The organism is Streptomyces maremycinicus, from assembly GCF_001184025.1.
Taxonomy (GTDB): Bacteria; Actinomycetota; Actinomycetes; order Streptomycetales; family Streptomycetaceae; genus Streptomyces; species Streptomyces maremycinicus.
On sequence record NZ_BBYG01000014.1, the window covers coordinates 37,407 to 61,938 of the forward strand.

General features: G+C 70.4%; 23 protein-coding genes and 2 pseudogenes. 10 read left to right on the forward strand and 15 right to left on the reverse strand.

The window, feature by feature from the left end:
* Positions 1-145: 145 nt before the first annotated feature.
* Both AOQ37_RS18430 and AOQ37_RS18435 read left to right on the forward strand, forming a co-directional pair.
* A complete protein-coding gene (locus tag AOQ37_RS18430; protein ID WP_062645653.1) occupies positions 146-1,075 on the forward strand; it encodes an ABC transporter ATP-binding protein in 930 nt (309 codons plus the stop codon).
* Entirely contained in the window at positions 1,075-1,866 is a 792-nt protein-coding gene (locus AOQ37_RS18435; RefSeq protein WP_234436942.1) for an ABC-2 transporter permease, read from the forward strand. The genes AOQ37_RS18430 and AOQ37_RS18435 overlap by 1 nt, the downstream gene beginning before the upstream one ends.
* A 193-nt stretch (positions 1,867-2,059) precedes the next feature.
* Here the strand turns inward: AOQ37_RS18435 and AOQ37_RS38820 are convergent, their stop codons facing one another.
* Positions 2,060-4,825 (reverse strand): tetratricopeptide repeat protein, encoded by a 2,766-nt coding sequence (locus AOQ37_RS38820; RefSeq protein ID WP_078890254.1) that lies wholly within the window; start codon positions 4,823-4,825, stop codon positions 2,060-2,062.
* Positions 4,822-5,208, reverse strand: coding sequence for a hypothetical protein (locus AOQ37_RS18460; RefSeq protein ID WP_062645658.1), 387 nt, complete (start codon positions 5,206-5,208; stop codon positions 4,822-4,824). Before AOQ37_RS18460 ends, AOQ37_RS38820 begins: the two co-directional genes overlap by 4 nt.
* Positions 5,209-5,429: 221 nt before the next feature.
* Here AOQ37_RS18460 and AOQ37_RS18465 point away from each other — a divergent pair, with 221 nt between their 5' ends.
* The 3 genes from AOQ37_RS18465 (at position 5,430) to AOQ37_RS18475 (ending at position 8,598) form a co-directional block, all read left to right on the forward strand.
* Positions 5,430-6,611 carry a glycosyltransferase family 4 protein gene (locus tag AOQ37_RS18465; protein ID WP_159401352.1) on the forward strand — a complete coding sequence of 394 codons (1,182 nt, stop codon included), beginning with the start codon at positions 5,430-5,432 and terminating at the stop codon, positions 6,609-6,611.
* A 40-nt stretch (positions 6,612-6,651) separates the two neighbouring features.
* Positions 6,652-7,923, forward strand: a complete 1,272-nt coding sequence (locus AOQ37_RS18470; RefSeq protein ID WP_062645660.1) for a glycosyltransferase — start codon at positions 6,652-6,654, stop codon at positions 7,921-7,923.
* Positions 7,924-8,079: 156 nt separating this feature from the next.
* Positions 8,080-8,598: a hypothetical protein gene (locus tag AOQ37_RS18475; protein WP_159401353.1), complete on the forward strand. Its 519-nt coding sequence runs from the start codon at positions 8,080-8,082 to the stop codon at positions 8,596-8,598.
* Between the two features lie 98 nt (positions 8,599-8,696).
* On the opposite strand, the gene AOQ37_RS18480 is transcribed toward AOQ37_RS18475, so the two are convergent.
* Positions 8,697-9,398: an SDR family oxidoreductase gene (locus AOQ37_RS18480; RefSeq protein ID WP_062645662.1), complete on the reverse strand. Its 702-nt coding sequence runs from the start codon at positions 9,396-9,398 to the stop codon at positions 8,697-8,699.
* Between the two features lie 547 nt (positions 9,399-9,945).
* Positions 9,946-10,515 carry a TetR/AcrR family transcriptional regulator gene (locus AOQ37_RS18485; RefSeq protein WP_062645663.1) on the reverse strand — a complete coding sequence of 190 codons (570 nt, stop codon included), beginning with the start codon at positions 10,513-10,515 and terminating at the stop codon, positions 9,946-9,948.
* A gap of 335 nt (positions 10,516-10,850) precedes the next feature.
* Between AOQ37_RS18485 and AOQ37_RS18490 the strand changes: the two are divergent.
* The 3 genes and pseudogenes from AOQ37_RS18490 to tnpB all read left to right on the forward strand — a co-directional run.
* A pseudogene (locus AOQ37_RS18490) lies at positions 10,851-11,147 on the forward strand (IS607 family transposase); the annotation flags it as partial.
* Positions 11,148-11,176: 29 nt separating this feature from the next.
* Positions 11,177-11,230 (forward strand): annotated as a pseudogene (locus AOQ37_RS41375) (hypothetical protein); the annotation flags it as partial.
* A gap of 119 nt (positions 11,231-11,349) precedes the next feature.
* On the forward strand, positions 11,350-12,600 hold the full coding sequence (tnpB, locus tag AOQ37_RS18495) for an IS607 family element RNA-guided endonuclease TnpB (RefSeq protein ID WP_234436943.1): 1,251 nt from the start codon (positions 11,350-11,352) through the stop codon (positions 12,598-12,600).
* A 571-nt stretch (positions 12,601-13,171) separates the two neighbouring features.
* Here tnpB and AOQ37_RS18500 read toward each other — a convergent pair.
* A complete protein-coding gene (locus AOQ37_RS18500) occupies positions 13,172-13,861 on the reverse strand; it encodes a 2-phosphosulfolactate phosphatase (protein WP_062645664.1) in 690 nt (229 codons plus the stop codon).
* Between the two features lie 128 nt (positions 13,862-13,989).
* On the opposite strand from AOQ37_RS18500, the gene AOQ37_RS18505 reads away from it, so the two are divergent.
* Positions 13,990-14,424, forward strand: a complete 435-nt coding sequence (locus tag AOQ37_RS18505) for a VOC family protein (RefSeq protein ID WP_062645665.1) — start codon at positions 13,990-13,992, stop codon at positions 14,422-14,424.
* 134 nt (positions 14,425-14,558) lie between these two features.
* Here the strand turns inward: AOQ37_RS18505 and AOQ37_RS18510 are convergent, their stop codons facing one another.
* The 9 genes from AOQ37_RS18510 to AOQ37_RS18550 all read right to left on the reverse strand — a co-directional run bounded on the left by AOQ37_RS18510 (position 14,559) and on the right by AOQ37_RS18550 (position 22,448).
* Complete coding sequence (locus tag AOQ37_RS18510; protein WP_062645666.1) at positions 14,559-15,107, reverse strand: GNAT family N-acetyltransferase; 549 nt, start codon at positions 15,105-15,107, stop codon at positions 14,559-14,561.
* A gap of 103 nt (positions 15,108-15,210) precedes the next feature.
* Positions 15,211-15,561, reverse strand: coding sequence for a hypothetical protein (locus tag AOQ37_RS18515; protein ID WP_062645667.1), 351 nt, complete (start codon positions 15,559-15,561; stop codon positions 15,211-15,213).
* 66 nt (positions 15,562-15,627) lie between these two features.
* Positions 15,628-16,686, reverse strand: coding sequence for a PP2C family protein-serine/threonine phosphatase (locus AOQ37_RS18520; RefSeq protein WP_306305215.1), 1,059 nt, complete (start codon positions 16,684-16,686; stop codon positions 15,628-15,630).
* A 374-nt stretch (positions 16,687-17,060) separates the two neighbouring features.
* Positions 17,061-18,296, reverse strand: a complete 1,236-nt coding sequence (locus AOQ37_RS18525; protein WP_062645669.1) for a cytochrome P450 family protein — start codon at positions 18,294-18,296, stop codon at positions 17,061-17,063.
* Positions 18,297-18,298: 2 nt separating this feature from the next.
* On the reverse strand, positions 18,299-19,516 hold the full coding sequence (locus tag AOQ37_RS18530) for a cytochrome P450 (RefSeq protein ID WP_062645670.1): 1,218 nt from the start codon (positions 19,514-19,516) through the stop codon (positions 18,299-18,301).
* A complete protein-coding gene (locus AOQ37_RS18535; protein WP_374701513.1) occupies positions 19,513-20,139 on the reverse strand; it encodes a GTP-binding protein in 627 nt (208 codons plus the stop codon). The genes AOQ37_RS18530 and AOQ37_RS18535 overlap by 4 nt, the downstream gene beginning before the upstream one ends.
* On the reverse strand, positions 20,120-20,467 hold the full coding sequence (locus AOQ37_RS18540; RefSeq protein ID WP_062645671.1) for a DUF742 domain-containing protein: 348 nt from the start codon (positions 20,465-20,467) through the stop codon (positions 20,120-20,122). Before AOQ37_RS18540 ends, AOQ37_RS18535 begins: the two co-directional genes overlap by 20 nt.
* Entirely contained in the window at positions 20,464-20,871 is a 408-nt protein-coding gene (locus AOQ37_RS18545) for a roadblock/LC7 domain-containing protein (RefSeq protein WP_020126464.1), read from the reverse strand. Before AOQ37_RS18545 ends, AOQ37_RS18540 begins: the two co-directional genes overlap by 4 nt.
* Entirely contained in the window at positions 20,868-22,448 is a 1,581-nt protein-coding gene (locus tag AOQ37_RS18550) for an ATP-binding protein (protein WP_062645672.1), read from the reverse strand. The genes AOQ37_RS18545 and AOQ37_RS18550 overlap by 4 nt, the downstream gene beginning before the upstream one ends.
* 372 nt (positions 22,449-22,820) lie before the next feature.
* Here AOQ37_RS18550 and AOQ37_RS18555 point away from each other — a divergent pair, with 372 nt between their 5' ends.
* The gene (locus AOQ37_RS18555; RefSeq protein WP_062645673.1) at positions 22,821-23,615 is read left to right on the forward strand and encodes an SDR family NAD(P)-dependent oxidoreductase; all 795 of its coding nucleotides are present in this window, start codon (positions 22,821-22,823) and stop codon (positions 23,613-23,615) included.
* A 24-nt stretch (positions 23,616-23,639) separates the two neighbouring features.
* Here AOQ37_RS18555 and AOQ37_RS18560 read toward each other — a convergent pair whose 3' ends face one another.
* Positions 23,640-24,218, reverse strand: coding sequence for a dihydrofolate reductase family protein (locus AOQ37_RS18560; RefSeq protein WP_062645674.1), 579 nt, complete (start codon positions 24,216-24,218; stop codon positions 23,640-23,642).
* Positions 24,219-24,532 lie beyond the last annotated feature (314 nt).

Genomic DNA, 24,532 nt, shown 5'->3' on the forward strand with positions numbered 1-24,532 from the left:
CGAGTGGTACCGGGGTACCACTCGGCTGCCGAAGATTCCCCCTCGTTCCCAGAGTTCGGCTCTGCCGTGCTCCTAGCTTCGAAGGCAGACCCGGCAGTGCATCCGCGGCCGGGTCCGCGTCCGAGGCGAGAGAGGCCCGCTCCCCATGATCGAAGCGCGTGAGCTCACGAAGCGGTACGGCGACAAGACGGTCGTCGACCACCTGAGCTTTACCGTCAAGCCAGGTGAGGTGACCGGTTTCCTGGGGCCCAACGGGGCGGGCAAGTCCACGACGATGCGCATGATCGTCGGCCTGGACTCCCCCACCGAGGGCTCGGTCACCGTCAACGGCCGGTCCTACGCCGGGCACACCGCGCCCTTGCACGAGATCGGCACCCTGCTGGAGGCCAAGTCCGTCCACCCCGGGCGCAGTGCGTTCAACCACCTCATGGCTCTCGCCCACACGCACGGCATTCCGCGGAACCGGGTGGCCGAGGTCATCGAGCTGGCCGGGCTGAGCAGCGTGGCCGGCAAGCGGGCGGGCGCCTTCTCGCTCGGCATGGGACAGCGGCTCGGCATCGCCGCGGCCCTGCTCGGCGACCCGGCGATCGTCATGCTCGACGAACCGGTCAACGGCCTGGATCCCGAAGGCGTGCTCTGGGTGCGGAACCTGCTGCGCGGGCTGGCCGACGAGGGCCGCGCGGTGATGCTTTCCTCGCACCTGATGAGCGAGACCGCGTTGATCGCCGAACATCTGGTGATCATCGGACGTGGCCGGCTGCTCGCGGACACCACGGTCGACGAATTCACGCGGGAGGCCGGTGGCGGCGGCGTGAAGGTCGCCACCGCGGAGGCGGCGAGGCTGCGCTCGTTGCTGGCCGGTCCCGACGTCACCATCACCTCCTCCGCCGCCGAGGAGCTGCTGGTCAGCGGGCGCGACGCCCGGGAGATCGGCGCGATCGCCGCCCGGCACGGCGTGGCGCTGTACGAACTCACCCCGCAGTCCGTCTCCCTGGAGGCGGCGTTCATGGAACTCACCCGCGACGTCGTCGAGTACCAGAGTGCTCCGGCCGGCACCGGACGAAAGGCCGCCTGATGCCCAACACCGCGCTTCGCCGCATCCAGCGCCCCGGCAGGCGCTCCGGCCTCTCCGCGGCACCCGACCCCACCCCGTCCGCCGTCCCCGGTACGGCCTACAAGGTGACCGGCATCCGGGTCCTGCGTTCGGAGTGGGCCAAGTTCTGGTCGCTGCGCTCCAGTTGGATCACCCTGGGCGTCGCCGTGTTCCTCCTGGTCCTCTTCGGGACGATCGCCTCCTACACCTTCGACCCCGACGCCACCGCGACCGGCGGACCCGGCGGCCCGGGGAGCGGCGGGGGCGACAGCACCGCGGTCAGCCTCGCCCTGACCGGCGTCACCTTCGCCTCGCTGGCCGTCGGCGTGCTCGGAGTACTGCTGTCCGCGGGCGAGTACAGCACCGGCATGATCCGCTCCACCCTCGCCGCGGTTCCGCGCCGGCTGCCCGTCCTGTGGTCGAAGGCCGCCGTGATCGGCCCGATCGCTCTTGTTCTCACCACCGTCGGCGCCTCGGCCGCGTTCATGCTGGGCGCCCCGGGCCTGGACGGCGAGCGGATCGCGCTGTCGCTGGGCGACGACGGCGTGCTGCGCAGCCTGGCCGGCGCCGGTGTCTACCTCGGTCTGGTCGCCGTGTTCGGTGTGGCGCTGGGTGTGCTGATCCGGTCCTCCGCCGGAGCGATCGCGGCGCTGGTCGGCATCCTGCTCGTCCTTCCCGGGCTGGCCTCGCTGCTGCCCGACTCGCTGTACGACAGCATCAACCCCTACTTCCGCACTGTTATGAGCAGCTCAGTCGGTGGTCGTGGTGTCTGAGCTGCTCATTCGCATGATGGACATGTCCGTCATGGAAGGCTGGCTGGGCATGAGACCTGCGGATCTCGCCGTTCGCGGTTCTCAAACGTTCGATGAGGTCGCTTCGGTTCGGCCGAAACGAAGTCGAGGTCGAGGTCGTCGTCCAGCGGTGGCAGGACGCCATCCACTTGGACTCCCTGTTCCTGTTGCAGTATCAGCAGCCGCCTGCAGTACGTTCGTTCTCCGTGTCGCCGATCAGCCGGAACGCCTTGCGTGCCTGCCGCAGCCACAGTTCCGCGCGATCGGAGCGGCTGGCAGCCAGGTGCAGTCGGGCGGCCAGGGACGCGCTCTCTCCCAGACCCCGATTGCCGCCCAGCCTGGCGTAGATGTCGGCGGCGGCCTCTGCGTCGGCCAGGGCATCAGCAGGTCTGCCGAGCCGTTCTTCGCACATGGCGCGCCAGTACAAGGCGTCGGCATCTCCCAGCGGATTCCCGACCCGCCGGTACTGATCGAGGGCTTGCGTGAACAGGGACTCAGCGTCGGCCTCATGGCACTCGTCAAGGGCGACTCGGCCGAGGAGCTGCACCGCGTGTGCCGCACCCAGGGGATTTCCGACCTCTTCGTACCGTGCGCGGGCACCGAGTGCCGCCTGAACCGCCTCATCGGTCCGTCCGGCGGCAAGATGGACGGTGCCGAGCAAGTGCAGGGCGTTGGCCTGCCCGAGCCGGTTGCCCGTACGTTCGTGCACCGACAGTTCGACGCGGGCGTCGCTTTCCGCCCCAAGTAGGTCGCCCGCCGCCAGCCGGACCCTACCGAAGATGTGCACCGCTCCTGCCTCGCGGAAGGCGTCACCGGTCTGTCGGTAGATGCTTCGGGCCCGGTCCGCCGCCTCGGTGGCCTCCGCTACGTATCCCTGGAGCAATGAGATGTCGGCGATCAGCCCCAGGGTGGAAGCAAGGCCACGCAGGTCTTCCTCGCGGTCGTACATGGTGAGCGAGTTCTTGATGTGCTCCTTGGCACCCGCGAGGTCGGCCTGTCCGAGCCGGATGTGCCCCAGCAACTCCAGGGCGCGGGCCTGGCCCAGCGCGTCACCCTGGGCGCGGAACAGGACGAGGCTGTCGGCGGCCGCCTGGCTGGCTCCGGCGATGTCCATGTGCGCCAACCGAAGATGTCCCAGCCGGTGCAGACTCTCGGCGCGCCCTCGCACATGGTGCTCCCGTTCGAACAAGACCAGCGCGTCGTTGACCGCTTCGGCCGCTTTCGACACGTCCAGTCTGCGGTGGCTCAGCTCAGCCAGGTGTAGAAGGGCTGTGGCTGCCCCGACGTGGTCACCCCTCTCGTCGGCGATGTCCCGGGCGCGGCGGTAACTGATCTCGGCATCGTCGAGGCGCATCTGGAAGAAGGCGATCCGGCCCGCCGCGATGTGCGCCTCCACCATGAGTTGCGCGCGGTCGGCCGTCGCCGGACCCGCATCGTCGGAGACGACGAGTTCCACAAGGCGCAGAGAGGTACTGAAGTCGTAGCGGGACAGGGCTAGGTCGAGTTGTTGCTTCCAGGTTGCCATCGCCGCGTCCTCTCCGGTTGACAGGGCATGGAACAATGCGTCCATCCAGTTGCCCCTTGCATGGTGGTGGCGGGTGGCCGCCTTGTGTAGGACGCGCAGCAGACCGGCCTGTTCACGCTCCAGGTAGGAGAGGATCGCGCCTCGCACCAGCGGATGCATGCGGTGCTCGAACCCGCCAGATGGGGTGCGCTGACTGTGGACGAAACTGTACGAACAGAGGTCTTCGAACCAGTTGCCGGACAGGCCGTCGTCACGCGGCTCGCCGCCCTGGTCTCCGGCGGCTTCCGGCACGTGGGCAGCGCGACCGGCCAGGGCCGCGTGAGCCGGGTCCACGGGATCGAGGAGAGCCACGAGGGCGTCACGTTCGATGCGACGCAGGACTGAAGCTGTGGCCACTACCCGGCGGCGCTTCTCCGGAAGCCGGGAGAGTAGAACCCTCGAGGTCCACATTGGATCCGGCTCGTAGGCGGACGTCGGCAGCACAAGGTCCGAGGCCGGGGATCCGGCTGTCGCACAGATCTCGGCGAGCACGTTCGCCCACAAGGGCAGCCCACCGGAAAGCTGGTGCACGGAGCGGACCGCTGTGGGTGCGGTGATGCCGTGGGCGCTCAGGTAGGTGTGAGTGTGGTGCTCTCGCCACGCATCCAGCCGGACCTGTTCGGCGCGATGCCCCGCAGGCGGGGTGAGCGGCTCGCGTCCCGCCAGTACGACGGCCAGTCCGGGCCACGCGTCGAGCAGGTTCGCCAGCACGTCGGACACAAGCCAGTGACGGACGCCGTTGCCGCCGTCCGCCCGGTCGGCTGCACTCCCGTCGAGAAAGTGCAGGCGCTCGGAGGTGTCTATGCACAGCACGTGGCGGGCGCCGGGCGGAAGTTCGCCCCGGTGAGCAGCCACGCCGCGTAACAATGCCTCGGTCATGCGGCTGAGTTCGTTGTCCCGCAGCAGGGCCAGGCGGCGCCCGTCGCTGTGTCCCTCCCAGGAGATCGACACATTGGAGATCGAACTGTTGCGGGACGCCCGTTGACGCAGCCGCAGGCGTGGCACGGAGGTTAGGAAATTGCGGACGGTGTCCGCCGCGATGCCGCGGCTTCGGCGGTATTCCTTCAGGACCGTCCCGCTGCGCATCTCGAAACACCGGGCTACGGCATCCAGCGCGCGCCCCGCGAAAGCGATGCCGTCGGCTGTGCTCGCCTCGAAGTCGGTGAGGTGCTCCAGGTCGAGAAGATTCCCCGTGAGTCCGTGAGCGGGAGCGACGGTGTCCACCAGATGCGAGAGCAGCGTGGTCTTGCCCTGCCCGGCCATGCCGTACACGAACAGCAGCCGCTCACGCGGATCCCGGCACAGCCGATGGAACGCCGCCAGCGCTTCCTCCCGGTCGACGAGGACGTTTCCGTCGGCCCGGACGAGTGCGGTCACCCTCGGGCGTCCGTCTGCTGACCGTCGATGGTGCCCTTCTTGGCATCCCGGACGACGCTGGCGTCGCGAGCCTGCACCGTGGAACGGCTGATACGCCCGTTGCGTCGGGCTCGTTCGGCGACGGTAGCCGCTCCGCGCGCAGTAACTCGCCCGTCGGTGATCGAGCCGCCACTGCGTACCACCTGACGGACCTCGGTTCGCCCGCCCGTCGACGCGCCGTGCGCCTGAACCCAGGCCAGCCCAGCGGAGAGAACTACGAGCACCGCCAGGCCCGTGCCGAGTCCCCAGGACAGCTCGTCGGTCAACAGGTTGGTCGCCAACCCGGTCGCGGCCGAAAGGACGACGGACAACGCCGCCGAGGTTGTGACGGAAAGGTGGGGCACGAGTCGCACGCTCCTCCCGGGGCCGGGCATGGGCCTCCGCCCTCTCAGAGTAGAGCGACGGCATCGACGCGCGCGGGTTCCTGGCCGTATTTGTCCCCTGCCAGCCGATCGGGAGATGGCATAGCGTCGTGCGGCGGGCAGCGTCGGAAGGCCTCCCGGGCCCCGCAATAGGGGTATCGGCGACTGCATTGCGCGCGGTGCGGAGGTGGAGAATGCTCCGAGTGCTGGTGGACGGACAGATCGCCGGTGCCGACGGGATCGGGCGGTACACGACATGTCTGACCGCTGCCCTGCGCCGTGTTGGGGGCGAGAGCCTGGAGCTGTGCACAGCCCCCGCGTCCGCGCCCCGGTACACGGCGGCGGAAGGTGCGAACCTCGTGGACTCTGTGCGCCACCACCGCGCCGAACTGCTTCACCTGCCGGACTATCGGGTCCCGCTCGAACCGGCACCGGTGCCGATGCTGGTGACCGTGCACGACGTGCTGCGGCTACGCGCTCCCCAGTATTGCTACCCGGACGGCGTCTTCGCCCACCGCTACGGTGGAAACGCTCTTGCGGGGCTCTCTACGTCCGTCGAGAAGCTGCGGATCACGACGAGGTGGCCGCCCGGTGCGACGCGCAGACCCCGCTCCCTGCATGAGGAGTTCTACGGCCGGATGCTGTGGCTCGCGGCTGAGAGGGCTGCCCGGATCGTCGTCCCCACCCGGACCGTGGCCGACCACCTCGACGAGGCGCTGGGGCGCGACACGGACACCGTCGTTGCGCCTCCCGGAGCCGATCACCTGCGGCTGTCCGGACCACCGCCCCCGCTGCCTGCGCCGTTGCGTTCCGCTGGCTACCTGCTCTACGTCGGCCAGAACCGCGCGCACAAGGGGCTGTCAACCACCATGCGCGGATACCTGCATTCCTCGGCCCCGCGACGCGGCATTCCTCTCGTGTTCGCGGGACGCGACTTCGGCGCCGGCCGTCCGGCGGCAGCCTGGGCGACGGCCGCCGCTGGACGGTATGCGGTGTGTCTGGGCGAGGTGGGAGACGAACTGCTCGGCTCGCTCTACGCGCAAGCCGCCGGACTGCTGCAGCTGTCCCATCACGAAGGTTTCGGATTCACTCCTCTGGAGGCCCTCGCAACCGGCTGTCCGGTGATCGTTTCTGACCTGCCGGTGCTGCGGGAAACCCTGGGCCCGCATGGCACGTTCGTCCCTCCGGGAGATACGTCGCAGCTCGCGCAGGCCATTGATGCGCTCCTCGGCAGGCCCTCGGGCGCGGCCGCACAACAGCAACGAACTGCGTGGGCGGCCCGGTACCGGTGGGACACGCACGCGCGGCGGATCCTGCGCTGCTACGCCGAAGTGCACCGACAGGGAGTGCGGTCGTACAAGTCGAAAGGGCACCAGTCAGCGTGATGCGTGCCCTTCGTGGAAGCGCCGAGGGGAAGGACCGGGTGTGCCGCTCGTCGCGATGGATCTCAGGAGCACCCATGACACCGGAGTCGCCCGCTACGGCAGGTCGCTGCTGGCCGCCGTGGCCGCGCCCGCCCGCGCTGCCGGGTTCCGCCTGCTCGTCGTCGTCCGGGATGGTGCACAGGCGGCGACGCACGATCTGCTCGTCGGGGAGGAGTGCGCCGACACGCACGAGATCGTCGGCATTCCGGGCGACACTGGCTTTCTGCGCGACTCGGCAGTCCTTCGCAGTCTGCTGACGAGGCGTCGTGTAGACCTCTATCACAGCACCCACTACGTGGTGGACCTGGCCTGCCCCGTCCCGTACGTGCTCACCGTCCACGACTTGCTGCGGTGGCGCTTTCCCCGCCTCACCGCCTCGGACGAGGACTTCGTGAAGACGTACGGCAAGCAGTGCCTGCACGACCTGTGGAGCGAGGTACTCGACCCGGACCGCAGCCCGTCCGCGCAGGCTGCCCCAGCAGAACTGGACCCCTCCTGCGGTGTCTTCGCACGCGGCTTCGCAATGCTCACCCGAAGGCTGGTCCGTTCCGCGAGCCATGTCGTCACGGTCTCCGAGGCCACCGCGCGCGAGATGGCCGAACTGGTGCCACCGCCCGGTGGATCCACCGTCGTCCCGGGTGCGGTGGACACCGACGTGTTCAGACCGCGTGGCCGAGGAGAGATCGACGCGGCACGGACCGCGCACCGGTTGGTGGGCCCCTACGTGCTTTACGTCGGGCTGGCACACCGTGGCAAACGGCTGCCCTGGCTGATCCGGGAACTTGTTGGGGCGCGTCCGGCTTTGCCACCGGACACGCGGTTCGTCGTGGTCGGTGGGCACGCCGAACGCGACGAAGAGACGCGCCGGGCGGTGGAAACGCTCGACGCCGCCGACTTCGTACGGTTCGCAGGACGCGTGGATGACGATGACCTGGCCGCCTTGTACACGGGGGCCACCGCATGCCTGTCGGCCTCCGTGGGCGAGGGAAGCCACCTGCCGTCGCAGGAAGCGCTGGCCTGCGGCTGCGAGGTCGTCGCACCGGATCTGCCTGCGCTGCGGGAGACCACAGCCGGGCACGCCCACCTTTACTCTCCGGGCCGTGCCGGGATGCCCGGCTCGCTGGTGACAGGCCTGCTCGCCGGCACGGTCCCCACACGTGCCCGCGGCTATGCGCCTGGCTCCTGGCACGACTCCGCCGTGCGCCTGATCGCCTGCTGGGAAAGCATCCTGGGAGGGAGGAATGGGGTCCTTCCTCCCTCGCCCCTCTCGTAGCGGATGGGGAGCCGCTTGAACTTGGTACGGACCACCCTCGCGGCGTGCGGACCGACCGCCCCTGACGTCAGTTGTGGCGCGGGCATGACCAAACTGGCATGACGTGTTCACGCTCAATTCACGAGGGCACCTTCTCCGCCCCCGATCGTCGCGATCATGAAATCTCTGCGGACCCTGAGACTGACCGTGCCCATGGGACTCGCCGCCCTCATGCTCGCGGTGGCCGGCTCGATGTCCACCGCGTCGGCGGCGACGTACTGGACCTACGCGAACGACCACGAGGGCAACTGCCTCGTCTCATCGACCGTGAGCGACAAGGTCTGGTCGGACAGCTGCAACGACTCGCTCTCCACCCGCAACTGGTACTGGGGTTCGGATTCCTACACCCGCAACTACGACGGCACGGTGTTCCGCCGACTGGTCAGCAAGGCCAACGGCATGTGCCTCACCACGGACAGCAAGACCTCGACCAACGCCGTCTGGACGAGCGGCTGCGGGAACGCCCCCGGGCAGTGGTGGAGCAACGACGGCGACTACCTCGAGTGCGACTTCATCAGCGGGACCGGGGTGTTCCTTCGCACCTCGGACAACGGCAACGCCGTCTACACCACCAACTACATCGGCGAAGGCGGTATCACCCGCACGGCATGGGTCTGGTGGGGCGCGCACAGCTGACGCCGACGGCAACAGGGAGAGGGGCTTCCATTCCGTGGAGAGTGAGGGCCCTCTCCCCACCCTCGACTCCGGCACGGCCTTCTGCGGGCGAGCGGGCGCTACTTCGCCAGCTGCGCGTACAGGGCTTCCAGGTCGGAGGACAGCTGCGACTTGACCCAGCGCGTGGTGTCGTCGGCCAGCACCTCGTGCGCCCCGGCCTCGATGCCGTCGAGCGCGGCCGCGGCGATGTCGCGGGGGTCGGCCTTGGGCGCGTCGATACCCGCCGTCATGTCGGTGTCCACATAGGCCATGTGGAGCCCGGTCACGGCGATGCCGCGCGGCAGCAGCTCCAGGCGCAGGGAGTTGGTCTGCGACCAGAGGGCGGCCTTGGAGGCGCTGTAGGGCGTGCCGTCGGCCAGCCAGGACAGGGCGGAGTGGGCGTTGAGGACGTGCCCCCCGCCGTTGCGCTCGATGATCGGCACGAAAGCCCGGGTGACCAGCAGCGGTCCGTAGAAGTTGGTCTCCAGATCCCGCCGCACGTCATCCATCGAGGACCCCAGGTACGACGCGCCCACCGAGGCACCCGCGTTGTTGATCAGGATGGTGACGTCCTGGGCCTGCTCGGCGGCGGCCGCCACGGATGCCGGGTCGGTGACCTCCAGCGCCAGCGGAACGGCATCGGGGTGCGTCACCGTGCGCGGGTCACGGGCGGTCGCGTAGACCTTGCCGGCGCCGCGCGCGTAGAGCTCCTCGACCAGCACCCTGCCGATACCCCGGCCGCCTCCGGTGACGAAGACTGTGGCGCCCTTGATTGCTGTCACGACTACCTCCACGCGAGCATTGGAAACCGATCGGTTTCACCCAAGGTAAACCGATCGGTTTCACGATGCAAGCGGGGTGAGTGCCGCGTGGTCGCGGCGCGGCGAGGGGAGGTACGGTCGGGCGTATCTCAGCCCCCTGGGAGCGGCCCGCGCACCCGTCGGGGCAGGCAGGAGCCGCCCCCGGCGGAGGGCTGAGGCGGAGCGCCGACGACCGAGGACCGAGGCAGAGCGCCTGCGACCGAGGGCTGAGGCGGAGCGCCTGCGACCGAGGGCTGATGACAGAGCGCTCAGGGCGGAGGGGCGGCGACAGAGGGTCGGTGACGTCGCGAGCCCGCCGACGGCTAGCGATGCGGCCTGCCTGACGCGAGCCGTGGTCGACGGCCCGCGTCCCGTCGACTGGCGGCTGGCGGCTGGCGGCTGGCGGTCCTTTGCGGAGCCGGTGCGGTGCCACCACAGCCGGGACGGGCGGTCATGGCGTGGCGGCGGCGCCGTCCCGGCCACCGGGGGGTGGCGAGCCGGAGCCGGGACGTTCTGGAACGACGACGCGTCAGCGCATTCCTGCCGCGTCGAGCAGCGTGTTCACCGTGGGCGCGACGAGCCCCGTCAGCGTGTCGGCTCCGATCCCCGCCCGGGCGCTCGCGCCGTCGAAGACCAGGCTGAGCTGCCGGGCCAGCAGGTCCGGGTCGCTCGCGCCGCCCCGCTCCGCCTCGGAACGGAAGAAGGCCGTCAGTTCCGCCTTGATCCGGTGTGCCACCTGGCTCGCCGGGTGGCTCCGGTCCTTGAGCTCGATCTGCACGGCCAGATACGGGCAGCCGCGGAACTCGGGCGCGCCCGCCTGTGATTCCGCCTGCTCGAAGACGTAGACGACACGCTCCCGTGGTGAACGGTCATCGTCCGCCGCGGGCAGGAGCGTCGCCACGAAGGCGGAAGTGCGCCGCTCCAGACTCGCCGCCAGTAGTTCGTCCTTGCTCTCGAACAGCTGGTACATCGAGCGCTTCGACACCCCCGCCGCCTTGCACAGCGCCTCGACGCCGATGTTCACACCGTCCCGGTAGGTGAGGGTGGCCGCCGCCTCCAGCAGCCGCTCTCTGGGACTCGGCTTCACTTCGGTGGTCATACCGCGAGGTTAACCCGGATCGGACGAAATCAAAACCGATCGGTTTCCAAGCGGCGGACGAGTGGACCCGCCCTGTCGGCGGAACGCCTGACCGTTCCGCGCTGTCAGTCCCTCCCCCTACGGTTCGACCATGACTCCTGAGATGTGGGACCGATTACGCCCCTTTCGCGACGAGGCGACCGCGCGAGGCATACCCGACGACGACGTGGAGCGATGGTTGGCCGGCGCCCGCCCGGTGCGCGACGCTGACGCTGGTCGCGGACGGCGACAGGGCCGGGGACGAGGCCGAGGGCCGGACCACCGACAGGGTCGGCGACGACGACCGGCCGATCGTGGGCAGGCGCCGCATGTTGCACCGCCTGCTGTCGCATCCGCGGGCTGCGGTGATCGTGGTCGAGCACCGGGACCGGCTGGCCCTATTCGGTGTCGAGCATGTTGAAGCCGTCCTGTCTGCCTCCGGGCGGCGCCTGGTCGTCATCGATCCCGCCGAAACCACCGATGACCTGGTGCGCGACATCACCGAGGTGCTGATCTCGTTGTGTGGCCGCCTGTACGGGCGGCGGGCGGCGAAGACCCGGGTCGCCCGGGCGGTGGCCGTGGCGACCGCCGCGGACGCCGAGGATGCTGGGTGAAGAAGTTCCAGGCGCAGCCAGGGTTTGTGGTGCAGGCGTTCCGGTTCGCGCTGGACCCGGGCGCCGCTCAGGAGGCGGCGCTGCGCTCGCACTGCGGCGCCGCCCGCGCCGCATACAACTGGGCGGTGGGCTGGGTGAGCGCGTCGTGGTGGCAGCGCCGCGCGGAGGAGTCCTGCGGGATCGCCGAGGAGCAGCTGACGCAGTGGCGCCGTGGTCGCTGCCCGCGCTGCGCAAGGCGTTCAACGCCGCCAAGCACACCGACCCCAGGTTCGCCGCCTGGTGGGAGGACAACTCCAAGGAGGCGTACAACACCGGTCTCGCGAACGCCGCTGCCGCGTTCGACAACTACACCAAGTCCAAGCAGGGCAAGCGCCGCGGCCGGAAGATGGGCGCACCTCGTTTCAAGTCGAAGAGGAAAGCGCCTCTCGCCTGCCGGTTCACGACCGGCACCATCCGCGTGGACGCCGACGGCCGGCATGTGACGCTTCCGCGACTGGGCACGATCCGCACCCACGAGCCGACCGTGAAGCTCCTTGACCGCGTCCGGGCCGGGACGGCCCGGATCCTGTCCGCGACCGTGCGGCACGAACGCGGACGCTGGTGCGTAGCCTTCCAGGCCGAGGTCAAGCGCGGCCTCGAACGTGTGGCACGGCCGGACACGGCGGTCGGCAGCGACCTCGGCGTGAAGACCCTCGCGGTCATGGCCGACTCGACGGGTGAGATCCGCACCGTGCCCAACCCGAACCACTACGACCGAGCGCGCGTACAGCTGCGCCGCGCCTCCCGGGCCGTGTCCCGCAGACAGGGACCGGACCGGCGCACCGGACGGAAGCCGTCGAAGCGGTGGGAGAAGGCCAACGCCCAGCGCAACAAGGTCCACCACCGTGTGGCGGACCTCCGCGAAGACGCCCTGCACAAGCTCACCACCGCCGTGGCCGCCGAGTACGGCACGATCGTGGTAGAGGACCTCAACGTCGCCGGGATGCTCCGCAACCGGCGCCTCGCCCGCAAGATCGCTGATGCCGGGTTCGGCGAAATCCGACGCCAGCTCACCTACAAGACCCGCCAGCGCCACGCCACCCGCCTTGTGGCCGCGGACCGCTGGTACCCGTCCTCGAAGACCTGTTCCGGGTGCGGCGCGGTGAAAGCCAAACTGCCGCTGCACATCCGGATCTACGCATGCGACGCCTGCCATCTGGTCATCGACCGGGACGACAACGCCGCACTCAACCTCGCCGCCCTCACGGCAGCCTGCACCACTGGTACCGGAGTGGCCGGAGACCAGGACACCGCCCCGGCCGTGTCGAAACCTCGTGGAGCCGACCAGAAGACCCGCGCCACCCGCACCCGCCGCAGGGCGAGCGCGGGGCGGGCAGGTGGCGCAACCCTGCCGCACCAGCGGCAGACAGAAACGAGAGACCGTACTCAAGCCGAGCCGCTGACGCTCTGGTGACGAGACGGACCTTCCGGGCCGAAATACCCGGAATGCTGAGAGCCGCTAAGGCTCTGAGCAACGGTACGCCGATGAGGAGGCCGTCCTGTCTACCGTCTACACCGAACCGGTCGCGGTCGCCGTCGCCGTGTCGAGGGCCGTGCACGCGACGGCCGCGCGTTCACATCGGTCTTCTTGAACCCCTGACCCATCGCATCGCGCGTCACCGCTGCACGAAGTGCTTCCCGAGCCCTGTGAGCAAGACAGTGGACTCGGGGGTCATGGCGGCGTCCGACCGCGCCAGATCCGGCTGTGGGAGCGGCGGCACTGGGGCCAAGCGCACGACGGGCGCGCCGACGGTTCGGGCGGAGGAAGGCTCGCTGTGCCGCGACTTCAAGGGCAGCACGCGATGACGGGCCGGTCACGGCCTACGACGTCAACGCGCGCTCTGACGACCGATCATGTCCCCAACTCCTCATGGCTCACTTGCCGCACCCGCACCGTGGACCGCTACTGCCCAGCACGACAGTCACATCGCGGTCCACCTCGCCCTCGGCGTGCTCAAAGGAACGTAGGCGGTCAGAGCGAGCCGTCACCGGCGGCCGGACGGCGGGGCCGACGGGCGGAGGACCATCAGGGAACTCTCCAAGGCCGCCACCATGGCGAAGGGGAACCGGTCCACCTCGAGGCAGAGGGCGACGTCGTCGGGGTGGACACCTTGGCGCACGCCCTCCGCCAGCTCGACGGCGGCACGTGACTCAGCAGCACGGCGAAGGAACCCGGCGGCCTCCGTACCGGCCTCGGTGACCCTCCGAGCGATGTACTGAGCACACGCCAGATCTTCCTCGGCCCGCCCCTCTTCGCCGGTGACGACGAACGTGACGCCGTCACTCCCCCGCGCCCGCAGGAGCTGAGCCGTCGCCTCCGCCACCACGAAGCTCGCGCACAACACCAGTGACGCCTCCTTGACCGCGAGGGCGCCCACCGTCCCGGCCGTGGTCTTCTGCACCACGGTCCGTCCGCCGAGGTCGATGGACCGCAGCAGACCGGGAGAGTTGACGGCGTCGAACCCGGGCGCGGGCGGACCGTCCTTCAGCGCCAGCCAATCCGGATGGCGGGCCTTGAGAGCCAGGGCCTCGTCCAGCGACTCGGCAAGGACGATCTTCTCCGCGCCCTGGGCGAAGGCCCAGGCAGCCACGGTGAACGCACGCATGACGTCGACCACGACGGCCACGGGCGGGACTTCGACCAGCTCGGCGATGCCGAGGAAACGGGCGTCCATTCCGATCATGATGGCGTATGCGGGGCTCGGGGCGCCCGAAGAGTGGTCCGCATCACATGGCCGACGTCGACAACAGGCTGGCCCAGGTGGGGAATTGAGCGCCGGGATCCCCCTGCTAGGGTGCGCCGATGTCATCGATCAAGCAGTTCCAGGTCACCTTCGACTGCGCGGAACCTGAGCGCGTCGCCCGCTTCTGGTGCGAGGTGTTGGGGTACGTCGTACCGCCGCCGCCCGAGGGGTTCGCCACTTGGGACGCCTACGACCGCTCCCTGCCGGCCGAGCGGCAGGGAGCGGCGTTCTCGTGCGGTGACCCCTCGGGCGTCGGCCCGCGGCTGTACTTCCAGCGCGTCCCCGAAGGCAAGGTCGTCAAGAACCGGCTGCATCTCGACGTAAGGGCCGGCACCGGGCTCGTGGGTGAGGAGCGCCTCGCCACGCTCGAAGCCGAGTGCACCCGACTCGTCGCGCTCGGCGCGACACGCGTGCGAGTGCTCCTTGCCGACGAGGACAACGAGTCCTGCATCGTGATGCAGGACATCGAGGGCAACGAGTTCTGTCTCGACTGAGCGCGTCGGAGCGGCTCCTTCCGGGACGGCGAAGGCCGATCCGGACGGAGCGCGGCGCGGCCGTCCCGCGCCCGGTGACGACAGCACGCCGGGACCGGCCGCGCTCGACGCCGTCGGCCGTGGGGCCGGCGGCCCTACGGCCTGCCGGTCGAGGCGGGCTTCCAGTCCTGGGCGAGGAGGCCGAGCAGTACCTCGTCCACGAATTCGCCCAGAACCCACGCCGACGAGCGCAGCACGCCCTCGCGCACGAAGCCGTTGCGCTCGGCGGAGCGCAGCATCGCGGCGTTGTCCGCCAGCGTCTCGATCTGCATCCGCTGCAAGCCGCGTACGACGAACCCGTAGTGGCACAGCACCGCGACGACGTCGGTGCCGTAGCCCTTGCCGCGCGAGGCCGGGAGCAGCCCCAGCCCGATGTGGGCGGACCGGTTGTGGTTGTCGATGCCCCACAGCGTCGCGGTACCGACCAGCGTGCCGCCCTCCAGTTCCACCACCGAGAACGGGACGCTCCCCTGCTCGGTGTCGTCCACCACGAGCCGCCGGTCCTTCGACCCGGGCGTGACCGGCCGCCACGGCCCGCTCTCGGCCCGCGAGGCGTTGACCACGTCGTCGTAGAGCTCGGCCCGCAGGATCGGGATGTCGTCCTCGTGCCGGGCCCTGAGCCCGACCTTGTCGCCCCTCAACATGGAAGCTTCCTATCCGACCGAACTGGCGGTCGGCAAACGAATAAGAGGCCGTCGCTCAGGTCTCAGGCCTCAGGGTCTCGGGCTCGGGTCTCGGGCTCGGGTCTCAGGCCCGGTGGCTCGCGTAGTACGTGCCGATCTCCGCGTGATAGCCCATGTCGCCGGTGTGCTTGTCCTCGACGAACTCGGGAGCGTTCTTGATCTGCTCCTTGGTCCGGTCGACGTAGATCGTCTCGGCCACCCTGTCGATACGGCTGACGAGACCGGCCGGGATCAGGACCTGCTTGCCGAAGATCCATACTCCGGTGTCGACCACGAGGTGCGATGCCCCGACGTCGTCGGAGTGCTTGTCGACCTTGCCGATGCCGCCGTCGGTGGCCTCGACCTTGTAGCCGGTCAGGCTGCCGCCGGTGGTGTGTCCGGCCGTCTGCCGGTAGCCCCACATATCCGCGTTCATGAAGACGACTCCTTCCTCGCAGAGGTCCGCGTACCCCGGATTCCCGCCGGATTCCGCCCGGATCGCCTACGGCTCACCCGGGCCGACCCGCTCGATGGCGACGAGGGCGGCGTCGTCGCCCAGGTTCTGGCCCGCGTGGGTCAGGAGGTCGTGGCACAGGTGGCGCAGCAGGGCCTCGGGCCCGTGTCCGGACCATGCGGTGAGCCGTTCGGTCAGGGGATAGAAATTTCCCTTGCTGTCGCGGGCCTCGATGACCCCGTCCGTGTAGAGCAGGAGGATGTCACCGTCCGCCAGGGTGAACTCCTCGAGCGCGAAGGGGTTCGCCACGTGCCTGGTCAGGCCCAGTGGCGGCGCAGGGCGGCGCACCTCCAGCTCGCGGACCTTGCCGTCGGCCCACAGCAGGGGTGGCGGGTGGCCGCAGTTGATCACGGAGACGGCGGTGCCGTGGTCCGGGATGTCCAGGACGACCGCGGTGGTGAAGCCTTCCAGGCCCTCCGTCCCGTCGGTCCAGTCGCCCGGCGTGTCGAGATCCGAGGAGACGGCGTCCTCGAGGAAGGCCATGAGTGCGGGCAGCTCCGGCTGCCGGTGCGCGGCGGCCCGGAAGGCGCCGAGGAGACGGGCGGCCTCACCGACCGCCTCCAGGCCCTTGCCCCGTACGTCACCGATCAGGACTCGGGTTCCCTGCGTGGTGCGGGCCGTGGCGTACAGGTCTCCGCCGATCTGCGCCTCGGCTTCCGCGGCCAGGTAGACGGAGGCCAGCCGGAGGGGACCGATCCGGCGCGGCAAGGGCCTCAGCACGACCTCCTGCGCGGCCTGAGCCACCGAGCGAAGCTGGACGAGCTGCCGTTCGCGGCGCTCGCGCCCGTAGGCGAAGAGAGTGGCCAGCACGCAGATCAGGATCAGGGCGAGGATCTGGAGGGTGTGGTTGAGGTCCGTGAGGCTGGTGCGCGCCACGGCGACCGTGACCTGCGCGAGGACCGCGGTCGCGCCGACCAGGGCGGTCGTGCGCGGACCGGCGAACGAGGCCGTGATCGCGGGCGCCGCGACCAGGAAAGGGCCCAGGTGGACGTCGGGAGGGGCCAGGACGTCCACCACGGTGACGACCGCGATCAGAGCGAGAGGCATGACAAGCCGGCGGCTCAGCTCATGCCGCGACCACATCACACGTCCTGACGGTCGGCTGGAATCCACATGTCCTGAATACACCCCTGTGGCCATGTGCCGACAGGACGGTCCTGCGCGTCGCACCACCTCAACCCGCCCGGCGGGCGGCGCCTCGCGGGTGCGGCACGGTGCGGCGCCCGGTCACGGGCCTGCGGACTGCCGGACACACCGGACACGGCTCACCCGTCCTGAGGGCGGACGACGGTCTCCCGTCCCGGCTCGGGGGCACGGGACGGGAGACCGCCTTCTGTTTCTTCCTCACCGCACCGCCGTACAGATGCACGCATACACGGATGCACGGCCGTACGGGTGCGGGAGCGGTGCCCGGGGACGGGTCAGGCGGTCGTGGAGGTGAGCCGTACCGGGAGCTCGAAGAGGTCGTTCTGGGTGACCACCGGCTTGTTGCGCAGGGCCGACGGCTCCACCGCCAGGTCCAGTCCGGGGAAGCGGGCGTACAGCGCGGGCAGCGCCACGCCCGCCTCCAGACGGGACAGGGCCGCACCCGGGCAGACGTGCGGGCCGTGGCCGAAGGATATGTGCCGGGTGCGGGTCTCACGGGTGATGTCGAAGTCGCCGGCCGAGGGGCCGTGCGCCTCCTCGTCGCGGCCGATCGCCCCGTAGGAGACGATGAGCGCGTCACCCGCCGAGATGACCCGGTCGCCGACCGGCACGTCCTCGGTCGCGAACCGGATCAGCACGTGCGACGTCGGCGTGGACCAGCGCAGGGTCTCCTCGATCACCGCGGACCAGTCCACCGCGCCCGACAGGACCAGGGCACGCTGGTCGGGGTGGGTGGAGAGGTTGACGACGGCGTTGACGATCAGGGAGATCGTCGTCTCGTGGCCGGCGGCGACCATGAGCTGGAGGGTGGAGACGATCTCCTCGTCCGTGAGCCGGTCGCCGTCCTCCGAGGCCAGGACGAGCGCGCTGGTCAGGTCGTCACCGGGCTCGGCGCGCTTGGCGGCGACGGTCTCGGCCATGATCCCCGCCAGTTCGACGAGGGTGGCGACGACCTCCGCAGGCGGGGTCTGCGTCGAGAAGAACTTCTCGAACAGCACCTTCAGGCGCGGCAGTCGGCTCTCCTCGATGCCCATGAGGTCGGCGACGACGTACATCGGCAGGGGGTAGGCGAACTCCGCCTTGAGGTCGACGACGTCGGCGTCGGCGGGCAGCCGGTCCAGCAGTCGTGCCGTGAGCTCCGTGATCCGCTCGCGCATGGCCTCCACCCGGCGCGGGGTGAGGGCCTGGGCGACGAGTCCGCGCATCCTGCGGTGGTCGGCGCCGTCCACGGTCAGCATGGAACGGCCGGGGTTGACCAGGCCGATCAGGGGCCAGTCGGGCGGGATCTCGCCGCGCTGCCAGGCGCCCCACACGTTGATGTCCTTGACCAGCCTGGGGTCCGTCAGCAGCGCCTTGGCCTCGGCGTGCCGGGTGACCGCCCACACCGGGACGCCGCCGGGCAGCTCGACCGGGGCCAGCGGTCCCGCCGCCCGCAGCTCGGCGCTCTCACCGTCCAGGTCGGTGACGAACGGATCCAGTGGGATCCGCAGCTCTTCGGTTCCGGACGTCATGGTCAGTTGCCTCCCAGGGCAGGGGTGGGGGTGAACCGCACGGGCAGCTCCGTCAGCCCGCGCAGCCAGGGCGAGGGGCGACGGGTCAGGGAGTCGGCCGGGATGTCGAGGTCGATGTCGGGCAGCCGGTCGAGGACGACCTCGATCCCCGTCCGGGCGATCACCTCGGCGACCTCCTGGGCCGGGAACGGACAGCGGTGCTCACCGTGGCCGAAGGAGAAGTGCGCGTTGTTGCCGCCGGTCAGATCGTCTCCGACGGGACGCACCTGAGGGTCGGAGTTGGCCGCCTGGAGGCCGAGCAGGAGCAGGTCTCCGGCCCGGATGTGCCGGCCTCCCAGGTGGGCGTCCCGCGACGCCCAGCGGCCGGCGACGACCTGGCTGGGAGTGTCCTCCCAGAGCACCTCGTTCATCGCCTCCGCGACGCTGTTGCGGCCGCCGAAGAGCGAGGCGGCGAAACGGCCGTCGGTGAGCATCAGCCGCAGCGAGTTGCCGATCCAGTCGGCGGTGGGCTGGTGTCCGGCCGCCATCATCACCATGAGGTCCTGGGCGATCTCCTCGTCGGTGAAACCACCGGGGTCGGCCAGCATCCGGGAGACGACGTCATCGGCGGGCGCGGCCCGGCGGGCGGCGAGCAACTCGCCCATCGAGGACGCCAGATGGCTCTGTCCCGCGAGGGCGCGCTCCCGGCCGTCGATCATGTCGTTGAGCGCGGTGACCAGGCCCGGGCCCTCCTCGTCGGAGAAGCCGTACAGCTGCGCCAGGACCCGCACGGGCAGCAGCATGGCGTACTGGCCGATGAGGTCGGCCGTCCCCTCGGTGCACAGCGCGTCGATCAGTTCGTCGGCGAACCGCTCGGCGTGACGGCGCAGCCGGGTGGGGTCGCTCGCCTCCAGCGCGTTGCTGATCATGGCGGCCCGCTCGCGGTGCCGCTCACCGACCGTGTAGAGGATCGACGGCTGCTTGCGGCCGATCATCGGCAGCAGGGGCCAGTCGCCGGGGATCGAGTCCCACTGGTTCCACAGCTCCGAGTCGCGGCTGAACAGGACGGGGTCGCCCGTGACCTGGTGCAGTTCGCGGTAGCCGAGGACGAGCCAGGCCGGGACGTCGCCCTCCAGCAGGACGGGCGTGACGGCGCCGTGCTGCGCACGCATCTCCCGGTACATCCGGAAGGGATCGGTCTGGAAGCGCGAACCGCTCAGCGGAACGGCGTCGGTGCTCACACGAACTCCCGTGGTGAAGCGGCGGCGTGGGCCCGCTGCCCGGCGTACCGGCTCTGGATGTGCTGGACGAGCGTGATGAGGACTTCCTTGCTGGACTCCCGGGTACGCGCGTCGCAGTCGATCAGCGGAACCTGCGGGTCGAGGTCGAGGGCCTCACGGACGTCGCTGTGCGCGTGGCGGGCGCCGCCGAAGTCGTTGCAGGCCACGATGAACGGCGTGCCGTGGCGCTCGAGACGGTCGATCGCGTACCAGGAGTCGTCGATGCGACGGGTGTCGACCAGGACGACCGCGCCGAGGGTTCCGGAGAACAGCCGGTCCCACAGGAACCAGAAGCGTTCCTGGCCGGGCGCGCCGAAGAGGTACAGCACGTTGCGCTCGTCGAGGGTGATCCGGCCGAAGTCGAAGGCCACCGTGGTGGCGGTCTTTCCCCGGATCTCGCTGGTGTCGTCGACCGCTTCGCCGGCCCTCGTCATCGTCTCCTCGGTGTTGAGGGGACGGATCTCGCTGACCGAACGGACCATGGTCGTCTTTCCGACGCCGAAGCCGCCCACGACGACGATCTTCAGACCGTTGTCGGCGGTGGCACCCAAGGGGGTGCGCACGTCAGAGGTTGCGGAGTCCAACGAGCACCTGCTCCAAGACGTCGGGATCGGGAAGGGCGGAGTTGCGGGGGTGGCGGGCGCTGACGCGGCCGGCGGCGAGCAGGTCGGACAGCAGGATCTTGGTGATGCTCACGGGAAGCCCCAGTTCGGCGGCGACCTCCACCACGGCGGTGGGCGCCTGCGTCAGCCGGAGGACCGCCGCGTGTTCCGACTGCATGCCTACGGTGGGGCCGCTCTCGGCCACCACCAGCGTCACCAGGTCGAAGGGACTGTCGGGCCCCGAACCGCTCCGTCCCCCGGTGAGGGTGTAGAGCCGGTCGGGGGCGTCGTCCCTGCCGGGGCGCTTCACGCCGTACGGGGCGGGGCCGTCAGGTGCTCGCCCAACTGTTCCACCAGCTCACTCATGTTGTGCCCGACGAGTCCGGGTTCGGCCTCCTCGGTGGTGACCACGGCCAGGTGCGCGCCCTCGCCGGCCTCCACGATGAACAGCGTTCCGCCGTAGAACTCGGTCATCGAGGAGCGAACGCCTCCGCTACCGTCGCCGAACTCCACCGAGGCGCCGTGCGACAGCGACTGGATGCCCGCGGCGATGGCGGCGAGCTGGTCGGCCTGGTCGACCGTCAGTTCCGGGGTGCGGCACAGCTTCAGCCCGTCGCGGGAGAGCACGAGGGCGTGCCGGGCGCCCGGGGTGCGCTCGAGGAGGCCTTCTATGAGCCAGGTGAGCTTCTCGTCGGCGGTGGTCGTGCCGGTCATGAGGTGGTGTCGCCTTCCGGGTGCGAGGGAGTGGGACCGCCGTGGACCGTCTCGGTCTGCGGGGACGGCGTGTCGTGTGAGTCGTCGGGGACGTCCGGCAGCGGGTGCCCGCCCGTGCGTTCCGCCGCGCCGCCCGCGCGCACCGCCTGGCGGAACGCGCCGAAGCGGTTGGCGCGGGTGCGGATGTCCTCGGGCGGGTCCGTGCGGCGCTCGACGCTCTGGGCGGCGGCGCGGGCGGACTCGGCGGCGGCCAGGGTGCGGCCGCGCCGCCGCTTGGGCAGTCCGTCGCCCGTTCGCGGGGTGTCGGCGCCGTCGTCCTGGGGCGGGAGCTGCTCCGCGGGCGCGGTGACCTCGGCGGGAGCGGGCGCGTCGAGGTCCGGCTCCGGGGCGCGCGGCGGGGCGTTGCGCGTGGGCGGGTCCGCCGGACGTCGTACGGGGGACGGCGCCGTGGTGAGGATGTCCTGGGGGATGAGGATGAGCACCCCGGTGCCGCCTCGCGCGGAGGGCCGGAAGGACACCTTCATGCCGTGCTTGCGCGAGAGTCGTCCCACCACGGCGAGGCCGAGCCGGGTGCCGGTGAGGCCGCCGAGGCCGCCCGCGTCGCCGGAGACGGCCTGTTCGGCGCGGCGCAGCTGGACGTCGCTCATGACGAGCCCGCTGTCCTCCACCGAGACGATGGCGCCCGCCGGTACCTCCTCGACGTAGACGTGCACTTCGGCGTTGGGAGGCGAGAAGTTGGCTGCGTTGTCGAGCACTTCGGCGAGTGCGTGCATCACGCCCTCCGCCGCGTGTCCGGCCACCGCGGTGTCACTGACGGAGTGCAGGCGGATGCGCTGATAGCCGCTGATCCGGCCCATGGCGCCGCGCAGTACGGACTCCATGGAGATCGGGCGGGCCCAACGGCGCCCCGAGCGCGCCCCGGTGAGGACGGCGACGGAGTCGGCGAGACGGCCGGCCTGGGCCGTGCGGTGGTCCAGGTGCAGCAGGTCGGCGAGGACTTCCTCGTCGCTGTGCCGCTCCTCCATGGCCCGCAGGTCGGCCAGGGTGCCGGTGGCCAGCGCCTGCATCCGGGCCGCGGCGTTGGCCGTCGCGGCGATCGCGGAGTCGCGGTCGCCGAGGGCGCGGTCGAGTTGCTCGGAGAGCCTGCGGACCTCGGCCGCGAGCCGGACCCGTTCGCCCTCGGACTCCTGGGCGCGCAGGGCGCGTTCCCTGGTGAACTCCTCGGCGAGGCGGGCTCGTTCGTGTGCGGTGGCGTCGGTGTGCCGCTGGTGTTCGCGGCGCCAGCGCTCGGCTTGGAGGTCGCGCTCCTGGGCGGCCCGCTCGGCCTCGGCGGTCGCCGTCCGCAGCGCGGCGCGGACGGAGCGCGCGGCGCGCCGGGCCTGCACGGCGACGGTCACGGCCACGCACAGCAGGACCGCGGCGGCGGCACCGCAGCAGCCCACGAGCGTCTGCGCCGACGCGGGTGCGGACGCGACGGCCCACAGGACGGCAAGGACGGACAGGGCAGCGGTCAGCAGGGGCAGGGGAAGCAGCGAACGGATGGTGGATCGGTCGCCGGAAGGGGCGGGCGCGGTCATCGCTCAGGTCCTCGGGTGGCCGCTCGTGAACGCGACCCTTGTGTTGTCCTAAGGGGCAGATAGTGCACAGAAGTCTGTAGTCGGTGATCAACCGGGCGTCACTATACGAGAGTTTCGATCAAGCCGAACAGTGTTCGACCAGCCCAGTTCGTAAACTCCCCGCCAAGCGGCGCGACATGGGGGCGTCGGACGGCCCCGCCCGACGCCCCACCACCCCTACTGACCAGAGCTTCTTTGCGCGAGCTGTGCGTGAGCCGTGTGCCGCATGTGCTGTCTGTGCCGCGTGTGCTTTGTGGTCTGTGGGGGTACGCGGGCCCGATGGGCTGGGTGAGGCCGGTGCCCGCGAGGCGACGACGGAGGAGCTGACTGCACATGCGGATCGATCTGACGGGACGCACCGCCCTGGTCACGGGCTCGACGCAGGGCATCGGCGCGGCGATCGCCGCCGGACTCGCGCGCTCCGGCGCCCGGGTGGCGGTGAACGGGCGGGACGAGCAGCGGGTCGCGGCGGGCGTGGCGCGACTGGCGGCGGAGGTGCCCGGTGCCTCCTTCGTGCCCGTGGCCGCCGATGTGGCAGGCGAGGAGGGCGCCCGGCGGGTCCTGGAGGAACTGCCGGAGGTCGACATCCTCGTCAACAACCTCGGCATCTTCGGCTCCGCCGACCCGCTGGAGATCAGCGACGAGGAGTGGCGGCGCTACTTCGAGGTGAACGTGCTGGCCGCCGTTCGGCTGACCCGGCTGTACCTGCCGGGCATGACGGAGCGGGGCTGGGGCCGTGTCCAGTACATCGCGAGCGACTCGGCGGTCGTCATCCCGGCCGAGATGATCCACTACGGCATGTCCAAGACCGCGCTCCTCGCCGTGGGCCGCGGCTTCGCGAAGCAGGCGGCGGGCACCGGGGTCACGGTCAACTCGGTCATCGCCGGCCCCACCCACACCGGCGGCGTCGAGGACTTCGTCTACGAGCTCGTCGACCGCGACCTGCCCTGGGACGAGGCCCAGCGGGAGTTCATGCGCAAGCACCGGCCGCAGTCCCTGCTCCAGCGGCTGATCGAGCCCGAGGAGATCGCCCACATGGTCGTCTACCTCAGCTCCGACCAGGCCTCGGCCACCACGGGCGGAGCCCTGCGGGTCGACGGCGGCTACGTCGACTCGATCCTGCCGTAGACCGCCGGGCGGGCCGGCGTGCGCTCAGCCGTGCAGGTGGGGCCGGTAGACGAGTTCCTGGATGTGCCCGTCGAGCGTCCGGCTCTCGATCAGCTCGAGGTCGAAGTCGGCCGCACCCTGGAAGATCGGGTCGAGACCCGTCCGACCGGTGATCACCGGGAACAGCGTCACCTGGACGCGGTCGACCAGACCTGCGGCCATCAGCGCCCGGTTCATCGACAGGCTGCCGTGCGAGCGCAGCGGTACCTCGGACTCCGCCTTCAGCCGGGCGACGACGTCGACGGCGTCGCCGCTCATGAGGTTCGCGTCCGGCCAGTCGAGGGGCCCCTCCAGCGTGGTCGACACCACCGTCGCCGGGAGACTCCGCATCCGTGTGACCCAGGGGTCACGCACCTCGGACTCCTCGGTGCTCGATGCCAGCATCCGCGCGAACGCCCGATAGGTGTTGGCCCCGAAGACCATCCGCTGCTCTTCGCGGTACAGGTCCAGACGGTGATCCAGCAGCTCAGGGCCCTGCTTGCCCCAGTAGCCGGTCCAGTCGCCGCCTGCGGCGCCGAAGCCGTCGAGGCTGGAGAAGACGTCGAAGGTGTAGGTCGCGGTCATGATGGTCTCCTCGGGTGGGGTCGATCGCGTCTCGCAAGGGAGACCGACGAGCGCACCGAGACTCATCGCCTCCGGCTCCCGGCTCCCGGCTCCCGGCTCGCGGACGCAGGAGACGGCGCCCCTGGGGCTACGGCCCGGTACTGGTGGCCTGGGGCTGTGAGACCGGGCTCTCCCAAGGCCAGAGAGGCTCGCCTCGGCCGGGACACGTCACACGCCTCGCCGCCCGCGGACGCGAGCGGCCGAAGTGGTCGGCCGAAGCGGTCGTGGCCGACCTGACAGCGGCTGTCCGTCAGACGTACCGCCCGGTCGACAGG